Source organism: Mycobacterium sp., assembly GCF_049585075.1.
Classification (GTDB): domain Bacteria; phylum Actinomycetota; class Actinomycetes; order Mycobacteriales; family Mycobacteriaceae; genus Mycobacterium.
This window is the reverse complement of the sequence record NZ_JBAUZA010000105.1, coordinates 1-3,496: the sequence shown is the minus strand read 5'-3', so window position 1 is coordinate 3,496 and position 3,496 is coordinate 1. Positions and strand designations below refer to the sequence as shown.

The window sequence follows — 3,496 nt, the reverse complement described above, 5'->3', positions numbered from 1 at the left end:
GCGAGCGCCAGAACCGCAGGCCGACGGCCAGCGATCCGCCACGCCGCGGCCTGCGGCCGGAGCACATCGCGTGTCGTGGGGCAGCATCGACGTTTCACCGGCGGTGCCGCAACCGCGGCCACCGGCGCCGAAATACGGATGGCGCCGCTTCGTCTGCAAGGCCACTTTCGGCCTGATCAACCCCGGTCCGTCGCCCAAGGAAAAGCAAGAAGCCGACCATGAGGCCGCCATCGGCGCGGTGCTTCGCGGCAACTACAAGGTGGGCGTGCTCGGCAAGGGGGGCGTCGGGAAAACCACCATCGCGGCGAGCGTTGGGTCGATCTTCGCGGAGCTGCGCCGGCAGGACCGCGTGGTGGCGGTCGACGCCGACACCGCCTTCGGCCGGCTGGGCAGCAGGATCGACCCGCAGTCCAGCGGCTCGTACTGGGAACTTGCCGCCGACCGGAATCTCGCATCGTTCGCCGATGTGAGCACCCGGGTCGGCAGCAATTCGGCGGGCCTGTACGTGCTGGCCGGGGAGCCGACGGCCGGCCCGCGCCGCGTGCTCGATCCTGCGCTGTACCGCGAAGCGGCCTCGCGGCTCGACCGTCACTTCACGATCGCGATCGTCGACTGCGGCTCGACGATGGACGCCCCGGTTACCCAGGAGGCGCTCAGCGACCTCGATGCGCTGATCGTGGTGTCGTCGCCGTGGGCAGATGGTGCCTCGGCGGCAGCGCAGACGATGGAATGGCTGGCGGCACATGGCCGTACCGGCCTTCTGCAACGCACTGTGGTGGTGCTCAACGATTCCGACGGGCACTCCGACCGACGGACCCGTTCACTGCTGGCCCGTCAGTTTGTCGACCGCGGGCAGACGGTGGTGGAAGTGCCCTTCGATCCGCACCTGCGGCCTGGCGGCGTCATCGATGTGCGGGACGAGATGGCTCGCAGAACCCGGCGCAGATTTCTGCAGATCGCAGCCGCGGTCGCGGGTTTCTTCGCATCGCGGCCGGCCAGCACGCCGGAAAACCGCTAGCCAACGATCCGCGCCGACGGATCTGCGGTGGCTTCGATCTTGGAGACCAGCTGTCCGCGAATAGTCAGCACGATCACGGCGAAAAGCCGTCGCTCCGCGAAGGCCAGCAGTACAGGCTGACCGGCCGGACCGCTCACCACCGTCACACCCGGTCCCAGGTAGCGCAGCAGGTTGACGGCAACATCGTGCGGACCGTGGTTGATCTGCGGCGGCGGGGCGGGATCGCCGAGCAAAGTGCCGACTCCCCAGACCGTCGGGTCCAGCACCTCGGCCAGGGCCTGCAGATCGCCGTTGGCGCAGGCGGTGATGAATTTCTCGGTGACAAGCTGATGGTCGGCGGCGACCGGTATGTCGCCCGGCTTCGGTTGTGCGCCAGCGAATTTCGCCCGTGCGCGGCGGGCCAGTTGGCGACACGTCCCGACCGGGCGGCCCACCGTCTCGGCGATCGCGTCGAATGGCATTCCGAACACGTCGTGCAAAACAAAGGACACCCGCTCCCCCGGGCTGAGGCGGCGCAACACCTCCAACAGGGCGGTGCGAACCTCGTCGTCCAACGTGACCCGATCCGCCGGATCCAGCCGACGGGACTGATTGAGTGCGGCCACCTCTGAGCCGATGTCGGCGGGCCGCTCGTAACGGGCACGCGCCGAACGCACCTGGTCGAGGCAGAGCCGCCCCGCCACGACCGTCAGCCAGGCGCGGACATCCTCGATCTCGCTGAGGTCGGTGCGGGAAAGCCGCAGAAACGCTTCCTGCGCAACGTCTTCAGCGTCCCCGACGTCGCCGAGCATCTGGTACGCCAGATTGACCAGGTACGGGCGATGCCGACGCCAGGCGTCGGTGATCTGCTCGTTCGCTGACTGCGGTTGGCTCATTCTTTTACGACGATCTAGTCGGCGAAAAAGTTACACGGTTCGGCGGAAACTTTCCCGACTTCCGGCTCGTCGTAGCTGAAAGCAGGACTACCGAATAGCCGAGGAGTCGAGGCATGGTCGTCGATGGCACCGCCGACGAATTCGAGGCGCTGGCGGGCAGCCTCGTGGTATTCCGGTTCGACCCGGTCTCGTCTTAGAGCGCCTTTACTTGCGGATTCTGCTCAGCGCCATGTTCACGATTGTCGCTCCCTGATGCTCGAGGTCGGCGTCGTCGGTGCCGCAGACGAGTACGTCCACGACGATATTCGAGCGTGCCGCCATCGCACGAGCACAGGCAAAGCCTTGGCCGCCCTCCATCCGCCGGAGCAGAACGTCGACACCGTCGGACCTGCGCGGAGCGTTGGCAATCCAATTCACCGGAGGCTGTTGAAGATTCACGGTTAGTGTCCTACCAGCGCAATTCTTCCACTGCCTGGTGGCGGTGTCGACGAATGCCTGGGCTTCCTCGGCGCCGCCGTATGCAATCGCGACTTCACCCACCCGCGGCTGATCCTGATCCACAAGCATCTCCCCGTAAACCGAGTGATAACCCGATCCGCGGTAGGTCAATTCACCGCCGGGCGCCATTACTCCGGCGCATTTGAGGTCGGACAGGAAACCGTCCGGTACGTGGTTGGCTTCGGTGTAGGTCAGCATGCCGGCCAGGTCGGGATCGTTGATCAGCGGGCCGGCCTCCGCCGCTGTCAACATCAGCGACCGCAGCTGGTCGATCTTTACCAGAGGTAGGTCGTTCGACGCTGTTTGGCTGGCGTAGATCGCGCGACCCTCAGCCGCGCGAGTGCAGTTCGCCAGCAACAGGATCATGGGCAGGACTGCAGCGATCACGGCGCCGGAACGACGAACGCGGCCCATCATGGGACTCATCCCGGTGGGATCTTCGCCGCGATCTGGTGGACAACGTCGACCGCTTGATCACCGGCGTTGCTGTTGCTGCAGGCGAGGGCGCCGATCGAGATATTCTTGCGCGCCCAAAGGGCATTCACACATATCCAGTCCATCGCGCCCTGCCCGGTGTTAGTCATCGTCAGAATGCCATCACCGGTGGTGGTGAATCCACCCATGCTGACCAACACCGGAGGTTGGTCGGGATCCTGGAGGTAGCTGACTTTTCGGTTCGCGCATTGCGCCCACTGCGCCTTCTGATTGGTGAAGAACGTCGTAGCCAGCTCTGCGGTAGGAAAACCCACGACCGACTGGATCACCATGCGGTGCATCGGCTCATCGGCTGGCTGTGGGGCGACCGCTGCTCCGTTGAGCGCTTGAACTGCCGCTGCTTGCCAATCGGTCCCGTTATAGACGCTCTGCTGGCCCGGCAGCCACGGAGCCACGCAATCCTTTTCGATGAGCTTGCGCCAATCGGTACCCAAACTGCCGATTGGCCCGGGATTGACCTTCGCGTCCAAAATTGCACCGACCTCGTCTGTTCCGAGAAGCAGACTCTTCAGGTCCGACACCGTCACCGGTGCCACCGACGATGTCGGTGCCGTCGAGGTCGTCGGTTGCCCCGTCGGGTGACTTTCCGACGGCGCCATCAGGACGGCAG

The 3,496-nt window shown here is 65.2% G+C and carries 4 protein-coding genes and 1 pseudogene; 2 read left to right on the top strand and 3 right to left on the bottom strand.

The features are described 5' to 3' along the window. Positions 1–85: 85 nt before the first annotated feature. A complete protein-coding gene (locus WB785_RS04815) occupies positions 86–1,018 on the top strand; it encodes a MinD/ParA family ATP-binding protein (RefSeq protein WP_424077549.1) in 933 nt (310 codons plus the stop codon). Here WB785_RS04815 and sigI read toward each other — a convergent pair. After that, positions 1,015–1,893, bottom strand: a complete 879-nt coding sequence (sigI, locus tag WB785_RS04810; protein ID WP_424077548.1) for an RNA polymerase sigma factor SigI — start codon at positions 1,891–1,893, stop codon at positions 1,015–1,017. The two genes, WB785_RS04815 and sigI, sit on opposite strands and share 4 nt — an antisense overlap. Before the next feature lie 110 nt (positions 1,894–2,003). On the opposite strand from sigI, the pseudogene WB785_RS04805 reads away from it, so the two are divergent. After that, positions 2,004–2,090 (top strand): annotated as a pseudogene (locus tag WB785_RS04805) (deazaflavin-dependent nitroreductase); the annotation flags it as partial. Between the two features lie 7 nt (positions 2,091–2,097). Here the strand turns inward: WB785_RS04805 and WB785_RS04800 are convergent. Both WB785_RS04800 and WB785_RS04795 read right to left on the bottom strand, forming a co-directional pair. Next, on the bottom strand, positions 2,098–2,757 hold the full coding sequence (locus tag WB785_RS04800) for a sensor domain-containing protein (RefSeq protein WP_424077547.1): 660 nt from the start codon (positions 2,755–2,757) through the stop codon (positions 2,098–2,100). Between the two features lie 56 nt (positions 2,758–2,813). Then, positions 2,814–3,496 (bottom strand): sensor domain-containing protein (locus tag WB785_RS04795; protein WP_424077546.1); only part of this gene is annotated, 683 nt, incomplete at its 5' end.

Bases quoted from the DNA above. Each gene is read 5' to 3' on its own strand.
- sigI (WP_424077548.1), bottom strand. From the start codon at position 1,893: ATGAGCCAACCGCAGTCAGCGAACGAGCAGATCACCGACGCCTGGCGT.
- WB785_RS04800 (WP_424077547.1), bottom strand. From the start codon at position 2,757: ATGATCCTGTTGCTGGCGAACTGCACTCGCGCGGCTGAGGGTCGCGCG.